This is a genomic window from Acidovorax sp. DMC1 (genome assembly GCF_056314325.1).
On the sequence record NZ_JBQUYO010000007.1, the window covers coordinates 245,404 to 262,968 of the forward strand.

Below are 17,565 nucleotides of genomic sequence, written 5' to 3' on the forward strand. Positions count from 1 at the left end.
TCATGTAAGCTCGCGGTCAGCTTGCCCACCGGCAGCGCCGCAAGAAGTGTCCGATACCAGGGCGCTTTCAACACATTTTTCACCAGCTACACCGAGTTGGTTGTTGCATGGCAGAAGCCGTCGAGGGACGGACTTGGGTGCCGTGGGATGATTGAAGGCGAATTCGTATGAACCTTTCTCTATGACTCTGACCATTTCAAAGTTCCGGCGGCTGTTGCCTGTGTTGGCTGTGACGGTGTTCACGGTGGCGTGCGCGCCCCTGACCGTTCCTCCCAAGTCCGAATATCCAGTCGGGCGCGCCCGCCTTGTACTGCCGCCGGGGGCCTGGCAGGACCTGGGCACTTCGGAGGAAGCCGTTGCGGGCTCTGCAGGGCGTATTGCACTTCAGACCCGCGATGTGGGGCTGCGTAATGCGCGGGGAGACTGGCTGGCCGTGTTGCGTGTGCAGACCAACCGTGCCGGGGACCTGAGTGGTTCTCCGCAGGGCATCGGTTATTGCCCCACCCAGCAGGACGTCACCGTGGAGGATGGCGCTGCAGGGAGCCCCGTGCGCGCAGACTGTCTGCGCCTCAAGCGATGGGGAAGCAGTTCCCAGTGGCTGGACAAGAACCGGCCGGACCTTGTCGAGTGGCTCAGCACCCGCCAGATCACTCTGACCCAGCCCTATACCTATCTGAGCTATCGCTACGTGACGGAGGCGGGTGCCTGGGTGAAGGTCGATGCCTTGGTGGACCAGCGGCTGTTGCGTCCGGCTACGCGCAATAACGAGGAGTTCCTTGTGGCGGGAAGACCCGCGCTGCAATGGGGGCGTGACCTGGCCCAGGCCGTGCGCCTGAGCTCCGGCATGGTGGACGGCCACCTGGCCATTCCGCCCTTCCCGTTCCCTGCGCCCACATCCAAACCCTAGCGCGCCAGTCCTCCCCTGCCTGGCGGCCTTGCATAACGATTACGAAACTCGAGGAGACCTCTGATGCAGACAAGCCCCGTCCCGCAGCCGCAGCGTATCGGCGTGCCAAGGGAAACCTTTCCCGGTGAAAAGCGCGTGGCCACCGTGCCCGATGTGGTGGAGAAGCTGATCAAGCTGGGCTTCACTGTCACGGTGGAGTCGGGGGCAGGGGATGCCGCCAACTTCAGTGACGACGCCTACCGCGCTGCGGGCGCCGAGATCGTGGGCGACGCTGCCGCGCTGTGGGCTGCATCCGATATCGTCTTCAAGGTCCGCCCGCCCAGCAGCGATGAAGTGGCGCTGATGCGCGAGGGCACGACGCTCATCGACTTCATCTGGCCCGCCCAGAACCCCGAACTGATGCGGCAGCTGGCGGCCCGCAAGGCGACGGTGCTGGCCATCGACTGCCTGCCGCGCACGCTCTCGCGCGCCCAGAAGATGGACGCGCTCACTTCTACCGCAGGCGTCAGCGGCTACCGCGCCGTCATCGAGGCGGCCAATGCCTTCGGCCGCTTCTTCAACGGCCAGATCACGGCCGCAGGCAAAGTGCCGCCCGCCAAGGTGTTCATTGCAGGCGCTGGCGTGGCCGGTCTTGCCGCCATTGGCACCGCAGCCAACCTGGGCGCCATCGTGCGCGCCAATGACACCCGTGCCGAGGTGGCCGACCAGGTCAAGTCGCTGGGTGGCGAGTTCGTCAAGGTGGACTACGAAGAAGAAGGCTCGGGCGGCGGCGGCTATGCCAAGGTCATGAGCGAAGGCTTTCAGGCTGCGCAGCGCAAGATGTATGCGGAGCAGGCCAAGTACGCGGACATCATCATCACCACCGCACTGATCCCCGGCAAACCCGCCCCCAAGCTCATCACCGCCGAGATGGTGCAGAGCATGAAGCCCGGCAGCGTGATCGTGGACATGGCCGCCGAGCAGGGCGGCAACTGCGAACTGACCGTGCCCGGCGAGGCCGTGGTGCGCCATGGTGTGACCATTGTGGGCTACACCGACCTGGCTTCGCGCCTGGCCAAGCAGTCGTCCACGCTGTATGCCACCAACCTGTTGCGCCTGACGGAGGAGCTGTGCAAGGCCAAGGACGGCGTGGCCGTGGTCAACATGGAGGACGACGCGATCCGCGGCCTCACTGTGGTCAAGGAAGGCTCGATCACCTGGCCTGCGCCGCCGCTCAAGCAGGCGCCGGCACCCGCGCCCAAGGCGGCAGCCCCGGTGGCCGAGAAGAAATCGAGCCACGGCACAGGCGCACCCATGTCCGCCAAGACGCTGACCATCGTTTTTGCCGTGCTGGCTGTGCTGTTCTGGGCCATCGGTGCCTACGCGCCCGTGGCCTTCCTGGGACACTTCACGGTGTTCGTGCTGGCCTGCTTCATCGGCTACATGGTGGTGTGGAACGTTACACCCGCACTGCACACGCCGCTGATGAGCGTGACCAACGCCATCTCCAGCATCATCGCCATCGGCGCGCTGGTGCAGATTGCGCCGCCCGATGCGGGCATCAACGGGCGCCCGGACGGGCTGATCCTGTGGCTGGCCTTTGCGGCCCTGGTGCTCACGGCCATCAACATGTTCGGCGGCTTTGCGGTCACGCGCCGCATGCTCGCCATGTTCCGCAAGTAATCCGACAACGACAAGAACAACGAGGAGCACAGAACATGTCCCAAAGTCTCGCTACCGTGGCCTACCTGGGCGCGGCCATTTTGTTCATCCTGAGCCTGGGTGGACTCTCCAACCCTGAAACCTCGCGCCGGGGCAACCTGTTCGGCATGGTCGGCATGGCGCTGGCCGTGCTGGCCACGGTGTTCGGCCCGCGCGTGAGCCCAGCAGGTGTGGCCTGGATCGTCGGCGCTCTGGTCATTGGCGGCGGCATCGGCCTGTATGCGGCCAAGGTCGTCAAGATGACCCAGATGCCCGAACTGGTCGCGCTCATGCACAGCCTGGTGGGCCTTGCGGCTTGCCTGGTGGGGTTTGCCAGCTATGTCGATACTTCGATTCAGCTGCAGGGTGCTGAGAAGATCATCCACGAGGTGGAGATTTATGTGGGCATCCTGATTGGTGCCGTCACGTTCAGCGGCTCGCTGATTGCCTTTGGCAAGCTCAACGGCAAGATCGGCGGCAAGCCGCTGCTGCTGCCTGGCCGCCACTGGCTCAACCTGGCCGCGCTGTTGATCGTGATCTGGTTCGGCCGCGAGTTCCTGCGCGCCGAGACCGTCGAGCAAGGCATGGTGCCGCTCATGGTGATGACGGTGATCGCGCTGCTGTTCGGCATCCACATGGTCATGGCCATTGGTGGTGCCGACATGCCGGTGGTGGTGTCCATGCTCAACAGCTACTCGGGCTGGGCGGCTGCGGCCACGGGTTTCATGCTGTCCAACGACCTGCTCATCGTGACCGGCGCGCTCGTGGGTTCTTCGGGCGCCATCCTGTCCTACATCATGTGCAATGCGATGAACCGCAATTTCATCAGCGTGATTGCGGGGGGCTTTGGTTCGGGCGCGGGCACGACCGCCAAAAAGGGCGAAGCTGCCGAGCCGCAGGGCGAGGCCGTACCCGTCAGCTCCGCTGAGACGGCCGAGCTGCTGCGCGACGCCAAGAGCGTCATCATCGTGCCCGGTTACGGCATGGCCGTAGCCCAGGCGCAGCACACGGTGTACGAGATCACCAAGACCCTGCGCGAGAAGGGCGTGAATGTGCGCTTTGCCATCCACCCCGTGGCAGGCCGCATGCCCGGCCACATGAACGTGCTGCTGGCCGAGGCCAAGGTGCCCTACGACATCGTGATGGAGATGGACGAGATCAACGAGGACTTCCCCGATGCCGACGTGGCAATGGTCATTGGCGCCAACGACATCGTGAACCCCAGCGCGCTGGACGATCCGTCCAGCCCCATCGCTGGCATGCCGGTGCTCGAAGTGTGGAAGGCCAAGACCTCCATCGTGATGAAGCGCTCGATGGCCTCGGGCTATGCGGGGGTGGACAACCCCTTGTTCTACAAGGACAACAACCGCATGCTGTTTGGCGATGCCAAGAAAATGCTGGATGAGGTACTGACCGCGCTCAAGAGCTGACGGGCATAATTCCTCCACAATAAAAGCACGATCGTGCTGAAAAACATCGACGTGCTTGCAGGACCCCCATAAAACCTACCAGGAGACAATCCCAATGACCGACCGCCCGTGGCTGGCCGCCTATCCACAAGGTGTTCCCGCAGACATCGACACCACGCAGTACAGCTCCCTTGTGGCGCTGATGGACGAGGCGTTCAAGAAGTACGCCAACCGCGTGGCCTACAGCTTCATGGGCAAGGACGTGACCTACGCCCAGACCGATTCGCTCTCCAGCGCGTTTGCGGCCTATCTGCAGGGCCTGGGGCTGGTCAAGGGCGACCGCGTGGCCATCATGATGCCCAACGTGCCCCAGTACCCGGTGACCGTGGCGGCCGTGCTGCGCGCGGGCTTCGTGGTCGTCAACGTGAACCCGCTGTACACGCCGCGCGAGCTGGAGCACCAGCTCAAGGATTCGGGCGCCAAGGCCATCGTCATCATCGAGAACTTTGCCACCACGCTGGAGCAGTGCATCGCGCACACGCCCGTCAAGCACGTGGTGCTGTGCGCCATGGGCGACCAGCTCGGTCTGCTCAAAGGGACCTTGGTCAACTACGTGGTGCGCAACGTCAAGAAGATGGTGCCCGCCTACAACCTGCCGGGTGCGGTGCGCTTCAATGACGCCGTGGCGCAGGGCACACGCGGCACCCTCAAGAAGCCCGACATCAAGCCCGACGACATCGCGCTGCTGCAGTACACCGGCGGCACCACGGGGGTGAGCAAGGGCGCGGTGCTGCTGCACCGCAACGTGATCGCCAACGTGCTGCAGTCCGAGGCCTGGAACGAGCCCGTGATGAAGAAGGTGCCCGCAGGTGAGCAGCCCACCAGCATCTGCGCGCTGCCGCTGTACCACATCTTCGCGTTCACCGTGAACATGATGCTGAGCATGCGCACGGGCGGCAAGACCATCCTGATCCCCAACCCGCGCGACCTGCCTGCGGTGCTCAAGGAGCTGTCCAAGCACACCTTCCACAGCTTCCCGGCCGTCAACACGCTGTTCAACGGCCTGGCCAACCACCCCGACTTCAACACCGTCAACTGGAAGAACCTCAAGGTCTCGGTGGGCGGCGGCATGGCGGTGCAGGGTGCTGTGGCCAAGCTCTGGCTCGAAAAGACGGGTTGCCCCATCTGCGAAGGGTATGGCCTGTCGGAGACCAGCCCTTCGGCCAGCTGCAACCCCACCACCAGCACCGAATACACCGGCACCATCGGCGTGCCGCTGCCCAGCACCTCCATGAAGCTACTGGACGATGAAGGCCGTGAGGTCACCACGCTGGGCGAGCCGGGCGAAATCGCCATCAAGGGCCCGCAGGTGATGGCCGGCTACTGGCAACGTCCCGATGAAACCGCCAAGGTCATGACCGAGGACGGCTACTTCAAGTCGGGCGATATCGGCGTGATGGATGCGCGCGGCTTCTTCAAGATCGTGGACCGCAAGAAGGACATGGTGCTGGTCAGCGGCTTCAACGTGTACCCCAACGAGGTCGAAGAAGTGGTGGCCAACTGCCCCGGCGTGCTCGAATGCGCCGTGGTGGGCGTACCCGACGAAAAGACCGGCGAGGCCGTGAAGCTCGTGATCGTGAAGAAGGACCCGGCGCTCACCGAAGCGCAGGTCAAGGAGTTCTGCCGCCACGAGCTCACGGGCTACAAGCAGCCCAAGGTGATCGAGTTCCGCACCGAGCTGCCCAAGACCCCCGTGGGCAAAATCCTGCGCCGCGAACTGCGCGACAAGAAGTGACGCGGCCTGCTGGCACGTCACAATCCCCAGGCGGCTTCGGCCGCCTTTTTTGCGACCGCGCTGCCCAGGGTGGCGCGGGTGTTTTGTGGCCCCATGACATGACCCCAAGGACCTTTGCATGAGCACTGCCATCCTGAGTGCGCTGCCCGAAGAACAGAGCTCGCTGGTGCAACAGCTGGCGCACCCGCAGCGGCTGATGCACGCTGGCCGCGCGTTCTGGCGCGGAGAGCTGCACGACCGCCCGGTGGTGCTGGCGCTGTCGGGCATCGGCAAAGTGGCCGCTGCCACCACGGCCACGGCTTTGATCGAACATTTTGGGGTAGCGCGCATCGTCTTCACGGGCGTCGCGGGAGGGGTCGGCGACGGGGTCCACCGGGGTGATGTGGTGGTGGCGCAAGACTATGTGCAGCACGATATGGATGCCTCGCCGCTGTTCCCTCGGTGGGAGCTGCCGGGATACGCACGCGCCCGCCTGGCGTGCGATCCGGCACTGACTGCTATGCTTTTGGAAGCTGCCAACCTATGCGTCACTAGCGCAAGCGGTCTCTGGGGCTTGAAAAATATCTATGGGGATGCCCATCGGGCGCACCAGGGCCTGGTGGCCAGCGGCGATCGTTTTGTGGCCACCGCACAAGAGTCCGAGCGCCTGTGCACCGCCCTGCGCGCGGCCGGGCACGATGTGCTGGCCGTGGAGATGGAGGGCGCCGCCGTCGCCCAGGTGTGCCATGACTACAGCCTGCCCTTTGCCGCGGTGCGCACCATCTCCGACCGCGCCGACGACGACGCACACGGCGACTTCGCCCAATTCGTGCAGACCGTGGCCAGCCGGTATGCCGAGCACATGGTGCTGTCGTTTTTACAGAAACTATGAAATTGATAGCGGCTAAGGCATGTTGCACTAGCGCTTGCGGCAGATTTTCCCTCTAAAGAGCACTCCACCGCATCCCATTTGCCGTTCGATACGATGCGCTGAAACCGGCGCAATGTATCTACCAGCGCCACCGCGGAACCGGCTTTGCCGGGCCGCTGGAGGCGTTCCCCCTCGGGGGGAAGGCGCGCAGCGCCATAGGGGGCTACTTCAACCAGCCCCGCTTGCGGAAGTACCACATGGGCCCTAGCGCGCTCGCCAGCATCAGCCCCAGCGCATACGGGTAGCCCAGCGACCAGTCCAGTTCGGGCATGAACTTGAAATTCATGCCGTACACGCTGGCGATCAGCGTGGGTGGCAGCAGTGCCACGCTGGCCACCGAGAAGATCTTGATGATCTTGTTCTGGTTGATGTTGATGAAACCGACCGTGGCGTCCATCAAGAAGTTGATCTTGTCGAACAGGAACGCCGTGTGGTTGTCTAGCGACTCGATGTCGCGCAGGATCTGGCGGGCTTCCTCGAACTGCTCGGAGTTGAGCATCTTGGAGCGCATCATGAAGCTCACGGCGCGGCGCGTGTCCATCACGTTGCGGCGGATGCGGCCGTTCAAGTCTTCCTGGCGGGCGATGGCGGCCAGCACCTCGCCAGCGCGGGTGTCCGTCACGTCGCCGGCCAGCACCTGCTTGCTCACGGCCTCCAGCTCGTCGTAGATGTTCTCCAGCGTGTCGGCCGAGTATTCGGCGTCGGCGTCGAACAGCTTGAGCAGCACTTCCTTGGCGTCTTCAATCAGCCCGGGCGCGCGGCGCGCGCGCATGCGCAGCAGGCGGAACACGGGCACGTCTTCGTCGTGGATGGAGAACAGCACGCCCCGGCTTTTCAGGTTGGTGTTGTGCTGGTTCAGGATGAAGGCCACGCGCACCGAACGGGGGTCTTCGTCGTCATCGATCAAGAAGTCGCTGCGGATGTGCAGCTCGCCGTTGTCTTCCTCGTAGAAGCGGGCGGATTCCTCGATGTCCTCGTCCATCGCATCCTCGGGGATGGACAGGCCGTAGTGCTGCTTGATCCAGCGCTTCTCTTCGAGCGTGGGGGCTTCCAGGTCCACCCAGATCGGCTGGAACTTGGTCAGCTCTTCCAGGGACTCGATTTCTTCCTGGAACAGCCGACCATTGGCGAGCGTAAAGATGTTGAGCATGGGCTCACTCCCTTGTTTTTTGGCGTCTGCGGTGTGGGGGTAGGGGTGCTTTCAACCCCACAGCAGTCAAATGCGCCGGGAGCTGAAAGCTACCAACTCGGGTAGGTTTCCAAGAAGCTGTCTCCGTAAAAATTAGGCAAGCGGCGGATTATGGCACCGGGCGACGGTCTCGCCGGTCCGGCGGGGGGCATGGAAGGGGCTCGGACCCTGCCCACAGGCTCTCAGCCCTCGGCCTCGGCACTGCGCACCATGGCCAGCGCACGGCACAGGTCGGCCCAGGCGGCGGCCTTGTTGTCTTGCGAGCGCAGCAAAAAGGCGGGGTCGTAGGTCACCACCGCCGGGCAACCGGCCAGCACATGCGGGCCCGCGCGCAGGCGACCCAGCGGCTCGGTGCGGCCCAGCGCCGCGCGTGCCGCCACATGGCCCAGCACCAGCACCATGGCGGGCTGCAGCTGGGCCACAGCGTCGGCCAGGGCTGCAGGAATATCGGCGCTGGCTTCCGTGCCGGGCGCAGACCGCTCCAGAGCCGCCAGGAACACGCGCGGGTGCCGGTGCAATTGCATGGCGCGCAGCATGTTGTCGAGCAGGCGGCCCGCTTCGCCACCCAGGGGCTCTGTGGGCGTCATGCTTTCGGCCACGATGAGCCAGCCCCGCCCCAGCCCGGCGGGCGTTTGCGCAGGGTCAGTGGCGGGGTAGAGCGCCTGCGGCGGGTGCAGGCGCAGGGCGGGCGCGGCCGTGCCTGTTGTGGCCGGTGCAGGAGCCGGCGATGTGCTGCGGCTGGTGGTGTGGACCAGGGGCGCTGGAGGGCGCTCGGCAGGCGCAGGAGACGGCGCGGGAGAGGGCGCCTGGGGTTGTGCGCGCGGCGGCGCGACGGCAGATGCCGCCACGGCCGCAAGGGCTGAGGGAGCGCTTGCCGGAGGCTGCGCCGTGGCCTCCTGGGCGGGGGAGGGGCCCCACACGGTGACGCCCATTTCTTGCAGCATGGCGCGCTGTCGCGCATCGAGGTGGAGGCTCATACAGAAAGAAAACAGGCCATCGGTGGTTCAGCAGGGTCGGGTGCGGCGTGGGGTCAGAGCGCTAGGCTCATGACCACAGCGTCTTCGCGTTGGCCGTGCGCGGCGGGGTAGTAGCGCTTGCGGTCGCCCACGCGGCGGAATCCGTGGGTCTGGTAGATCTGCTGGGCGCGCAGGTTGCTCGCCCGCACCTCCAGCCACAGCCATTGTGCCCCGCGCCCGCGTGACCACAGGGCCAGGGCGTCCAGCAGCACGCGGGCCCAGCCCTGGCGCTGGTATTCGGGGGTGACGGTGATGTTGAGCAGGTGCACTTCGTCCACCCCCATCATGGCCACAAAGTAGCCCAGCAGGTGGTCGTCCGCCATCAGCAGCTGCGCCTCGTAGCCAGACGCCAGCGCGTCGGTGAAGTTGCCACGGGTCCAGGGGTGCGAATAGGCGCGCTGTTCCACCGCCAGCACGGCATCCAGCCGGGCCAAGGTCAGCGTCTCGAAGCGCGCCTCGGGGCGGGCGGTGCTGGCGCCGGGCGGCAATGCAGAAGAAGTAGGCAGTGCGCTCATGGGGGATTCATTCACCACATCTCAGGGAGTGGCCGCCGCCTGGGCGGCGCGCAGCGCGGCCCGTTCGGCGGTGGTTTGCGCCACTTTATCGCGGATGTAGCGCGGCAGGGCATCGCCCGCCGCCACGGCTTGGCCCGCAGCGATCAGGGCGGGTGCCAGGCGCAGCAGGGCCGTGGCGGTGGGTAAGGCCGTGACGTGTGAGGCGGCTGGCGCCAGCCGGTCGCCATAGGGCGTGCGGGCATTGCCTGCCACCGTCCAGCCTGTGGGGGGCTGCACCGACTCGGGGGCGCCCAGGCCGAAGTCCTCGTCCGCCTGCCAGCGGGCTTCTCCCGGCAACCATTCGCAGCGTGCGTGGTAAACCTCGTCCATGCGCGCATCCAGCACCGCCACCACCTGGGTGCAGCCGTTTTGCAGGCGGGCCTCCTCGGCAACGGCCAGCAGGGTGTCCACCGGCAGCACGGGCACTCCTTGCCCGCCCTTGGCACCAAAGGCCAGGCCCTGGGCCACGGCGCAGGCGGTGCGCAGCCCGGTGAACGAGCCGGGGCCGCGACCGAACACCACCGCGTCCAAGGTGTCGAACGTCAGGCCCGCCTGCGCCATCAGCGCGCGCACCGCAGGGATCAGCGCCGCCGAGGCCTGCGCGCCCCCGGGCCCCTGGTGCTGCCAGACCCCATCGCCATGCTGCACAGCGATGGAGAGGGTGTCGGTACTGGTGTCAAAGGCAAGCAGATTCATGGGCAGGGTTAGGAGGTAGGGGGTGGCGCGGCCGGGACAAAGGCGCTCAGGACGCCGCTTTGGCAGCGGCTGCGGGGGCCTGGCTTTTGCGCAGCACCCCCACGAGGATACCGGCGGTGACCAGCAGCAGGCCGGCCACCAGGTTCCAGTGCATCGGCTCATCCAGAAACACTACTGCGCCGATGGCCGACAGGCCGGGCACCAGGGCTGTGATCATGGTGGAGCGCACGGGGCCATAGTGCTGGATCATGCGCGTGAAGCCAATGCCCGAGACCACCACGGAGCCCCCGCCCTGGAACAGCATCTGGAACGCGATCTCGCTCCACGGCGCCTGGGCCAGATGGCTGGTGACTGCACCCAGCCAGACCAGCAGCGCATAGCTGGGCAGGTACACCATGCAGGCAAACGCGGTGATGGCGATGGTGGCCTGCACCGCATCGACCGCGTGGCGCCGTGCCAGCACGCTGTAGGTGGCCCAGGACGACGCGGCCAGCATGAACAGCAGGTCGCCTTTCCACACGTCCCCGCCCGAAAACGCCGCCAGCAGGCTGCGCCCTCCCACCAGCAGGTCGCCCGCCACGATCAGCGCCAGGCCGGCGGCGCGCAACGGGGTGATGTGGTCGCGCAGCAACCAGGCGGCCAGCAGCGCCGTCCACAGCGGCAGGCTGCCCGGCATGAGCACCGCCGCATGGGTGGCCGGTGCATGGAAGAACCCTGAATAGGCCAGCAGCGCGTACAGCAGCCCGCCAAAGCTGCCCAGCAGCGCCGTGGTGCGCAAAGGCAGGGGCGAGATGCCCGCCAGGCTGGACGCCGGTGCCGAGGCCCCCAATGCCGCATGGCGCCGTCGCACCATCCACCAGCCCCAGGGCAGCAACACCAGGCTGGCGCCCACGATGCGCAGCAGCGCAATGTCGAACGGGGTGAGCGTGCGCTGGGCTGAGGCGCGGGCGATGATGATGAAGCCCGTCCAGATGGTGACGGTGACCACGGCCGCCAGCAGGCCGATGGTGCGGGGAGAAAAACGCATCGGGCGATTATCGGCGCCCGCCGCATGCCGTGCTGGCGCGGGGCCTGGTGCGGGTGCGCGGGCGATAGACTCCCCGCCATGTTGTCTGTTTCTGCTCTTTGGCGCCGCCGTGTGCTGCGTGGTGTGGTGGGTTGTGCGGCTGCGTGGCTAGTGGCTGCAGGCGGGGCGGGCCTGGCGGGGGCGCAGACGGGCGGGCCGCCTGCTGGCTCGCTGCCGCCCGAGGTGGAGGCCGCCCTGGCGCGCGCCAGGCTGCCGCGCGAGTCCCTGTCGGTGGTGGTGGTGGACGCGCAAGCTGCCGGCAAGGCCAGCCCGCGCCTTGCGCACCGTGCCCAGGTGCCTGTGAACCCCGCGTCGGTGATGAAGCTGGTGACCACCTATGCAGCGCTGGAGCAGCTGGGCCCCGCCTATGTCTGGAACACGCCGGTGTATGTGCAAGGCACGGTACAGGACGGCAGCCTGCGGGGCAATGTCTACATCCAGGGCCAGGGCGATCCCAAGCTGGTCATGGAGCGGTTGTGGCTGCTGATGCGGCGGCTGCAGGGCCAGGGCATCCAGGTCATCGTGGGCGATATCGTGCTGGACCGCACGGCGTTCGACGTGCCGGACCAGGACCCGGCACGGTTTGATGGCGAGCCGCTGCGGCCCTACAACGCCTCACCGGACGCCCTGCTGCTCAATTACAAATCGTCGGTGATGACCTTTGTGCCCGATGCGGCCGGTGGCTTGGCGCGCATCCAGTACGACCCGCCACTGGCCGGAGTGCAGCGCCAGCCCACCGTGGCGCTGGCGGCGCCGGGTGCGGATTGTGGCGACTGGCGTACCGCCCTGCGCGCGGAGTTGTCGGACCCCTCGAAGGTGTCGTTCCAGGGTGTGTACCCCGCCGCCTGTGGCGAACGCCTGTGGCCGGTGGCGGCGGCCGACCCGCGTGGCTTTGCGGCGCGGGCGGTGGAGGGCATGTGGCGCGAACTGGGCGGCAAGCTCACGGGCAGCGTGCGCGACGGCAAGGTGCCCCCGGGCCTCAAGCCCGCGTTTGTGGTCACATCCCCCGCACTGTCCGAGGTGGTGCGCGACGTGAACAAGTACAGCAACAACGTGATGGCGCAGCAGGTCTTTCTGACCCTGGCGCTGCAAAAAAACGGCGTGGCCACGTTCGACGGCGCCCGCGAGGTGCTGCGCCAGTGGTGGCAGGCCCGCATGGGCGATGCCGATCTGCCGCAGGTGGACAACGGCGCCGGGCTCAGCCGCGATGCGCGCCTGACCGCACAGGCCCTGGCCCGCATGCTGCAGGTGGCCTGGGTATCGCCCGTGATGCCGGAGCTGGTGGCTTCGCTGCCGATCACGGGGGTGGATGGCACGCTGCGCCGCAGCCAGAGCCGGGCGGGCACTGCCCACCTCAAGACGGGTAGCCTGCGCGACGTGATGGCTGTGGCAGGCTATGTGCATGCCGCCAGCGGGCGCCGCTATGTGCTGGTGGCGGTGGTCAACCACCCCAACGCAGGGGCTGCGCGGCCCGTGCTCGACAGCCTCATCGACTGGACGGCACGTGAGCAGTGAATAATCGCTGCTGCCCTGCGTTTTCCCCACCATGCAACTCCATGAACTGATCGGCTATCTGGCCGCCTGCCTGACCACCTGCAGCTTTGTGCCGCAGGCCCTGCACACGTTTCGCACGCGGGACGTGAGCGGTATCTCGCTGGGCATGTACAGCGTGTTCACGGTGGGGGTGGCACTGTGGCTGGCCTACGGCCTGGCGCTGGCGGCCTGGCCCATCGTGGTGGCCAATGCCATCACCCTGGCCCTGGCCGGCACCATCCTGGGCATGAAGCTGGTATACAGCGCACGCCGTCCTGACTGACCGGGCGGGGCCGCCTTGGCGCGCTGTCGCCTAGGTGTCTGGCGAGGTATGGCCTCCCGCGTTATCCCCTATGGATGCTGCAGCGCAGGTGCGCGCACGATGCGTCGTTCTTCACTGACCGAGGTATCCATCCATGACCTATTTCCGCCTTACCTGTGTGGCCGCTGCGGCGGTCCTGCTTGTCGCCTGCGGTGGCTCTGACGACCCGGCGCGCGGCGCACTGATCGACCCGCCTGCCACGCTCACCACGCTCACCGTGGCGCAGATTGACGCGGCCACGGCCAGCAGCGGCCTGCAGGCGATCAGCGGCAAGGCCAAGTGCGATGTGAAGGTGGTGTCGCTGAACTATGCGACCGTGGGTGCCAAGAGCGGCGAAAACACCAACGCCTCGGGCGTGATGCTGGTGCCAGCTGGCAACTGCACCACCGCAGCCCCGCTGGTGGCCTATGCCAAGGGCACCGATGTGCAAAAGCCCCGCACCCTGGCCAACCCGCAGGACAGCGAAACCTTCTTGCTGGCCGCCATGTACGCCGCGCAGGGCTATGCCGTGGTGGCCACCGACTACCTGGGCTTTGCCAAGTCGGGCTACAGCTACCACCCCTACTTGCATGCGGACTCAGAAGCCACATCGGTCATCGACTCGGTGCGCGCGGCACGCAATGCGGCAGGCACGGTGGGGGCTACGCTGTCGGGCAAGGTGATGTTCACCGGTTACTCGCAGGGCGGCCACTCGTCCATGGCGGCGCAGCGCGCGGCCGAGCGGGACTACGGCAACGAATTCAATGTGGTCGCGGGCGCGCACTTGGCCGGCCCCTACAACCTGTCGGGTTCGCTGCGCATTCCGGACGCGATCGCGGGCGTGCAGTTCTTTGTGCCCTACCTCGTCACCGCCTGGCAGAAGGTCTATGGCAACGTCTACACCGACGTGAAGGACGTGTTCAAGGCGCCGTACTCGGGCTACATCGAGAACCTGCTGCCCAACCCCACGCTCAACTACACCACCCTGGTGACCACGGGCACGCTGCCCTCGGGCACACCCAACCAGGCGCGTGACGCGCTGTTCCAGTCGGCGTTCATCACCGGCTCGCAGACCAGCACCACCCACCCGCTGTACCTGGCCGCCAAAAAGAACGACTTGCTGGGCTGGACCCCCAAGGCGCGCGTGATGCTGTGCGGCGGCGCGGGCGACCCCACGGTGCCCCCGGCGGTCCACATGGCCGTCATGAAAGCCGACTTTGACAGCCGGGGCGTGACAAACGTCAGCACAGTCGACGTGGACGCCGCCATCCAGGCCACCTATGGTCCTGGCGGCAAGGCTCCCACCGACCCCACCTCGGCAGCTTTTGCCACCTACTATGGCAGCTACCACGGCACCTACGAGCCACCTTTCTGCCACGCGCAGGCCAAGGCGGTATTCGACACGGTCAAGTGAGAGCTGTGATGCCTGCGTGAAGCCCCCAAGGGGTTCGCAGGCTTTTAGAACCCCACCCCTAAGCCCCACCGGTGTTTACCCGGTGGGGCTTTTTTGCGTTGGCGAATATGATTTGCGAGGAATAGCACGGTCGTTCTATTTTTACGATAACAGGAGTGATACCGATGGTTTTTCAGCGCAAGGCTTTGTGGGTTTCTCTGGCGGCAGCGTCGCTGCTGGTGGCGTGCGGGGGCGGCGGTGCCGACACCTCGCCGGTGGCGCCCATCAAGACCGTCAAGGTCATGGGTGACAGCATCGCCGACAGCGGCACGTTCGGCTTCAAGTTCACGGTGCAAGGCAGCGCCCCCACAGGCCCGGCGTCCACGCCCATCTGGCCCGAACTGGTGGCCAGCAACTACGGCAGCACGCTCTGCCCCCGCTATGTGTCCACCGGCAGCGCGTTCAACAACGCGGCGGGCTGCACCAACTACGCCATTGGTGGCGGTCGCATCAACAACTTCACGGCGCCTGCGTCGCCTGTCTCCATCGTCAAGCAGCTGACCGACGCAGGGGCTGACGGCTTCAGCGCGGGGGACCTGTTACTGATCGACGGCGGCGGCAACGACGCTGCGGACCTCATCGGTGCCTACCTGTCGGCCTCCAAGGATGGCGGCAAGGCTTTCGGCGCGCTGCTCTCCACCCTGCTGCCTGCGGCCACGGTGAACGCCGGCCTTGCGGGTGGTGCCACGGGCCAGGCCCAGGTGGGTGGCGCCTACATGGTGGCGCTGGCCGACAAGTTCCACGACGCGATCGAGGCCAATGCCTTGAGCAAGGGCGCGCAGCGTGTGGCGGTGCTGAACATGCCCGCCATCGACAAGACGCCGCGCCTGCAGCAGGTGCTCGGCGGCATCACGGCGACTGCGGGCGCTGCCGCCAGCGCGCAGGTGCAGGGCCTGCTCAAGGCCTGGCTCGAAGCCTTCAACGCCCAACTGGCCAAACGTTTTGCGGGCAACAGCAAGGTAGTGGTGGTGGACTTCTACACCTCGTTCAACGACCAGGTGGCCAACCCGGCGCAGTTCGGGCTGACCAACGCCAAGAACACCGCATGCCCCATCACCGGCCAGGGTGCGGACGGCCTGCCCAGCTATACCTTCCCCACCTGCACGGCCGCCGCCCTGTCGGCGCAGACACCACCCGCAGGCGCCACGGGGGGCGTGGACTGGTGGAAGACCTACGCGTTCTCCGACAGCTTCCACCCCACGCCATATGGCCACCAACTGGTCAGCCAGCTGGTATCGCGTTCGCTGGCCCGCGCAGGCTGGCTGTAATCGGCAGTTGAAGGGTTCAAACACCATGCAAAACAAAACCATCACCCCTTCCCTGGCTGGCGCTGTGGCTGCACTGGCGCTCACCCTGTCCGGCGGCGCGCAGGCCCAGACCGCTGGCAGCTGGCTGGTGCGCGCGGGCGCCACGCAAATCGCGCCCCAGGTCACCAGTGGCGACCTGTCCGCGCCCAGCTTCACGGGCACCAAGGTGGACGTGCATGCCGACACCCAACTGGCCGGCGGTATCACCTACATGCTCACCGACCACTGGGCGGTGGACGTGCCCCTGGCCCTGCCTTTCAAGCACAACATCATGGGCGCCGGAGCCATCGCCGGCGTGGGCAAGATCGGCGAGGTCAAGGTGCTGCCCATGACCGTGTTCGCGCAGTACCGCTTTCTGGAGGCCAATGCGCGGGTGCGCCCCTACGTGGGCCTGGGCGTGACTTACGCCAAGTTCTTCAAGGAGCGCGGCACCGCAGCGCTGACAGGGCTCACCGGCGGCAACCCCTCGCGCCCCACCACGCTGAGCGCTGAATCCCGGTTTGGCCTCACGCCGCAGGTGGGTGTGAGCATTGCGCTGAACGACCAGTGGTCGCTGGACGTGGCGTACTACAAGACCTTCGTGAAGACCCGCAACACCCTGTCCACGGGCCAGACCATCGACGTCAAGCTCAACCCCAACGTGGTGGCGCTGGGCGTGGTCTATCGGTTCTGACCTTCATTCGGGGTATATCGATGGCCCACAAAAAAGCCGCCCAGTGGGCGGCTTTTTGCTGGGCGGAGCGCGGAGCGCGCCGGCTTACCAGCGTGCGCGCAGGCGGTCGTAGGCGTAGGTGCCAAACTGGCGCTGGGCCGATGGTGTGAGGTACACGCTATCGGCAAACACGAACGAGGTGGCATTGGCACCCGACAGCAGCGTGGAGGACGTGCACAGGGCCGAATTGACCTGGCCCGCGCCGATGCCGATACCGTTGTTCGCGTCCACCGACGTGCACACGGCCGCCGTGGAGTTGTTGAAGCCATAGTTGCCCGGCACGCTGGTGTACAGGTTCACGTAATAGGCCGAGTCCACGTACAGCACGTTGGCGCCCAGGTCCACGATGCCGACCAGCAGGCCTTCGTTGAAGCGGCTGCTGGCGTTGCTCAGCAGGGCTTCACGGCCGATGGTCTTGGCCCAGGGGGTCTTGCTCAGGTCGTAGGTGCCGGTCACCACCACGTACTTGGCGCCTGCCGTCACCAGGCGGCGCACCTGGGCCGCGAGGTCCTCACCGGCCTTGCGGGCGGCGGCCACCATGGCGTCCTGGGTCAGGGTGCCTGCGTTCACAGCGGCCATGCCGGCGATCACGTCGCTGACACCGCCGCTCACCATCACCACATCAGTGGCTGCAAAGCTACCGCTGGCCAGGAAGGCGTCGATCTGTTCGGTGACGGTGCGGGTGCTGGCGTTGCCGGCCGCATCGGGCTTGGCGCTGACGCGGGCATTGCCGGTGGCGTAGCTCAGGCCGCCTGCAGAGACCGGGGTGAGCGACTTGCCGTAGTTGGCCACCACCTGCAGGGTCCAGTTGTTGACGCTTCCGTCATTGACGGTGTAGCGCGAGCCGTTTTGCCCCACATCGTTCATGGCGTCGCCGAACGCAATGAAGCGCTGGGGCGTGATGGCCGATTCGGTGGTGCTGGAACCGCAGGCCGCGAGCAACGCGGCCGACGCACATGCGGCGACCATGAGGGTGCGGCGCATCCAATTTGCTGCCATGTATTTCTCCAGAAAAGTGGGGGGTAGTTTAACGACGC

16 protein-coding genes are annotated in these 17,565 nt (G+C 66.3%); 10 read left to right on the plus strand and 6 right to left on the minus strand.

Features of this window, described 5'->3' with window-relative positions; genetic code table 11:
* Positions 1–181 precede the first annotated feature (181 nt).
* The 5 genes from ACT531_RS15990 to ACT531_RS16010 all read left to right on the plus strand — a co-directional run bounded on the left by ACT531_RS15990 (position 182) and on the right by ACT531_RS16010 (position 6,662).
* The gene (locus tag ACT531_RS15990; RefSeq protein ID WP_444826001.1) at positions 182–907 is read left to right on the plus strand and encodes a hypothetical protein; all 726 of its coding nucleotides are present in this window, start codon (positions 182–184) and stop codon (positions 905–907) included.
* A gap of 63 nt (positions 908–970) precedes the next feature.
* Positions 971–2,569, plus strand: a complete 1,599-nt coding sequence (locus ACT531_RS15995; RefSeq protein WP_476018048.1) for a Re/Si-specific NAD(P)(+) transhydrogenase subunit alpha — start codon at positions 971–973, stop codon at positions 2,567–2,569.
* A gap of 35 nt (positions 2,570–2,604) precedes the next feature.
* The gene (gene pntB, locus ACT531_RS16000) at positions 2,605–4,017 is read left to right on the plus strand and encodes a Re/Si-specific NAD(P)(+) transhydrogenase subunit beta (RefSeq protein ID WP_476018049.1); all 1,413 of its coding nucleotides are present in this window, start codon (positions 2,605–2,607) and stop codon (positions 4,015–4,017) included.
* A gap of 94 nt (positions 4,018–4,111) precedes the next feature.
* Positions 4,112–5,791, plus strand: coding sequence for a long-chain-fatty-acid--CoA ligase (locus tag ACT531_RS16005; protein WP_056068036.1), 1,680 nt, complete (start codon positions 4,112–4,114; stop codon positions 5,789–5,791).
* Positions 5,792–5,909: 118 nt separating this feature from the next.
* Positions 5,910–6,662, plus strand: a complete 753-nt coding sequence (locus ACT531_RS16010; RefSeq protein ID WP_476018050.1) for a 5'-methylthioadenosine/adenosylhomocysteine nucleosidase — start codon at positions 5,910–5,912, stop codon at positions 6,660–6,662.
* Between the two features lie 202 nt (positions 6,663–6,864).
* On the opposite strand, the gene corA is transcribed toward ACT531_RS16010, so the two are convergent.
* From corA to ACT531_RS16035, 5 genes are all read right to left on the minus strand, one after another.
* Positions 6,865–7,851 (minus strand): magnesium/cobalt transporter CorA, encoded by a 987-nt coding sequence (gene corA / locus ACT531_RS16015; RefSeq protein ID WP_015016148.1) that lies wholly within the window; start codon positions 7,849–7,851, stop codon positions 6,865–6,867.
* Positions 7,852–8,072: 221 nt separating this feature from the next.
* A complete protein-coding gene (locus tag ACT531_RS16020) occupies positions 8,073–8,867 on the minus strand; it encodes a uracil-DNA glycosylase family protein (protein WP_476018051.1) in 795 nt (264 codons plus the stop codon).
* 53 nt (positions 8,868–8,920) lie between these two features.
* Entirely contained in the window at positions 8,921–9,421 is a 501-nt protein-coding gene (rimI, locus tag ACT531_RS16025; protein WP_015016146.1) for a ribosomal protein S18-alanine N-acetyltransferase, read from the minus strand.
* 21 nt (positions 9,422–9,442) lie between these two features.
* A complete protein-coding gene (gene tsaB / locus ACT531_RS16030) occupies positions 9,443–10,156 on the minus strand; it encodes a tRNA (adenosine(37)-N6)-threonylcarbamoyltransferase complex dimerization subunit type 1 TsaB (RefSeq protein WP_116748221.1) in 714 nt (237 codons plus the stop codon).
* A gap of 46 nt (positions 10,157–10,202) precedes the next feature.
* A complete protein-coding gene (locus ACT531_RS16035; RefSeq protein WP_110960884.1) occupies positions 10,203–11,183 on the minus strand; it encodes a DMT family transporter in 981 nt (326 codons plus the stop codon).
* A gap of 78 nt (positions 11,184–11,261) precedes the next feature.
* Between ACT531_RS16035 and dacB the strand changes: the two genes are divergently transcribed.
* The 5 genes from dacB to ACT531_RS16060 all read left to right on the plus strand — a co-directional run bounded on the left by dacB (position 11,262) and on the right by ACT531_RS16060 (position 16,489).
* Entirely contained in the window at positions 11,262–12,737 is a 1,476-nt protein-coding gene (gene dacB, locus ACT531_RS16040) for a D-alanyl-D-alanine carboxypeptidase/D-alanyl-D-alanine endopeptidase (protein WP_476018052.1), read from the plus strand.
* Positions 12,738–12,768: 31 nt separating this feature from the next.
* Positions 12,769–13,038 (plus strand): SemiSWEET transporter, encoded by a 270-nt coding sequence (locus ACT531_RS16045; protein WP_056743054.1) that lies wholly within the window; start codon positions 12,769–12,771, stop codon positions 13,036–13,038.
* Between the two features lie 133 nt (positions 13,039–13,171).
* Positions 13,172–14,470 (plus strand): lipase family protein, encoded by a 1,299-nt coding sequence (locus ACT531_RS16050; protein ID WP_295937088.1) that lies wholly within the window; start codon positions 13,172–13,174, stop codon positions 14,468–14,470.
* Between the two features lie 164 nt (positions 14,471–14,634).
* Positions 14,635–15,777, plus strand: coding sequence for an SGNH/GDSL hydrolase family protein (locus tag ACT531_RS16055; protein WP_476018053.1), 1,143 nt, complete (start codon positions 14,635–14,637; stop codon positions 15,775–15,777).
* 25 nt (positions 15,778–15,802) lie between these two features.
* On the plus strand, positions 15,803–16,489 hold the full coding sequence (locus ACT531_RS16060; protein ID WP_288852252.1) for an OmpW/AlkL family protein: 687 nt from the start codon (positions 15,803–15,805) through the stop codon (positions 16,487–16,489).
* Between the two features lie 84 nt (positions 16,490–16,573).
* Here ACT531_RS16060 and ACT531_RS16065 read toward each other — a convergent pair whose 3' ends face one another.
* Entirely contained in the window at positions 16,574–17,527 is a 954-nt protein-coding gene (locus ACT531_RS16065; RefSeq protein ID WP_060986234.1) for an SGNH/GDSL hydrolase family protein, read from the minus strand.
* Positions 17,528–17,565 lie beyond the last annotated feature (38 nt).